Here is a 1,272-nt window from a genome sequence, read left to right as displayed (position 1 = left end):
CGGATAGGCGGGGGTGAATCTCGGCTTTGACATAGGGCTCATCCTTTGAGTGTTTTACTCTCCGGTAAACCCGGGGCGGTTCAAAGCTAGTGAATCGCCGAAAAGTTGCCAATTCTCATTGGGCTTTCTCCTTGAGGATGGATCAAGTAATGCCGAAACTGCGGGAATGTTCGTCAAGACAAGTTGTTGCATGTCATCTGGCCTAACGGTGGAATGGTCTGCGGCAACCATCGTCTTTGTCTGTGGTGCCGTCTTCATTGCGGCCGTCCTACGCGGCATAACACTGGCTGCGGTTCCACTGATCAGCATCGCCCTGTCGCCGACGGAGGCCGTGGTGATTACGATCCTTCTGCAATGCATGATCGGCCTCAGGGATCTTCCAGTGCTTCGGCATCTGGTCGCACGCACGACGCTTGTCACCCTGTCGGTTGGGGCGCTAATTGGCACTCCGTTGGGGCTGATGACGTTGTATGCGTTGTCTGCCGATACAATGCGCGTTGTCATTGCCATTATCGTCCTGCTGGCGCTGCTGGCCCTGATCAGGCAAGTGCGCGTCAAACCGGGACCACGACGAGCATTGGCCGCGGGCGTGTTGTCCGGCCTGTTTTCGGGAATGGCCGCAATGCCAGGCCCGCCGGCTGTGGCTTATCTACTGGGCACCTCCACACCCGCCGTACAAACCCGTGCCACCCTGATCATCTTTTTCTTCATTACGTCACTTTTCACGCTACCCGGCCTTTGGGTCCAAGGGATGTTAGGGCAGCCTACCTTGCTGATGGCGGTGGGATCCTTTCCCCTCTTGATGATCGGCACCCACCTTGGCGGGTGGGTATTTCGGCAGCTTGGCGAGGGCAGATATGAAAAAGCAGCGATCGCCATGCTAGCTGCCACGGCCATTCTGGCCGCCTTGCGCGGTGTGTGGGGTCTTCTGTAGACCGGTTTAGCGTTCCGCCATGACGGCTGTCACTACGGTTGCGTTGACGATGTCCTCGGTTGTGCATCCGCGCGAGAGGTCGTTGACCGGTTTGGCGAGGCCCTGCAGGATCGGGCCAATGGCAGTGAGCCCCCCGAGCCGTTGGGCAATCTTGTAGCCGATGTTTCCTGAGGCAAGGTCGGGGAAGATGAAGACGTTGGGCCGTCCTGTCAAAGAACTATTCGGGGCCTTCTTCGCCCGGATTACGTCATCCAAGGCTGCGTCGAACTGGATTTCTCCGTCGATTTCAAGATCGGGTTCTGCAGCGCGAACCAGTGACAGCGCCTCGTGGATCTTCG

At 57.9% G+C, this 1,272-nt stretch carries 2 protein-coding genes; one reads left to right on the top strand and one right to left on the bottom strand.

The genetic code is table 11. From position 1 onward, the window contains the following. Positions 1-166 precede the first annotated feature (166 nt). On the top strand, positions 167-934 hold the full coding sequence (locus tag IE224_RS20780; protein WP_229849505.1) for a sulfite exporter TauE/SafE family protein: 768 nt from the start codon (positions 167-169) through the stop codon (positions 932-934). Positions 935-940: 6 nt separating this feature from the next. Here the strand turns inward: IE224_RS20780 and IE224_RS20775 are convergent. Next, on the bottom strand, positions 941-1,272 hold a 332-nt coding region (locus IE224_RS20775), incomplete at its 5' end, for a phosphate acyltransferase (RefSeq protein WP_268246578.1).

Source organism: Paracoccus aerius (assembly GCF_014656455.1).
GTDB lineage: Bacteria > Pseudomonadota > Alphaproteobacteria > Rhodobacterales > Rhodobacteraceae > Paracoccus > Paracoccus aerius.
This window is presented reverse-complemented; position numbering and strand designations above follow the sequence as displayed.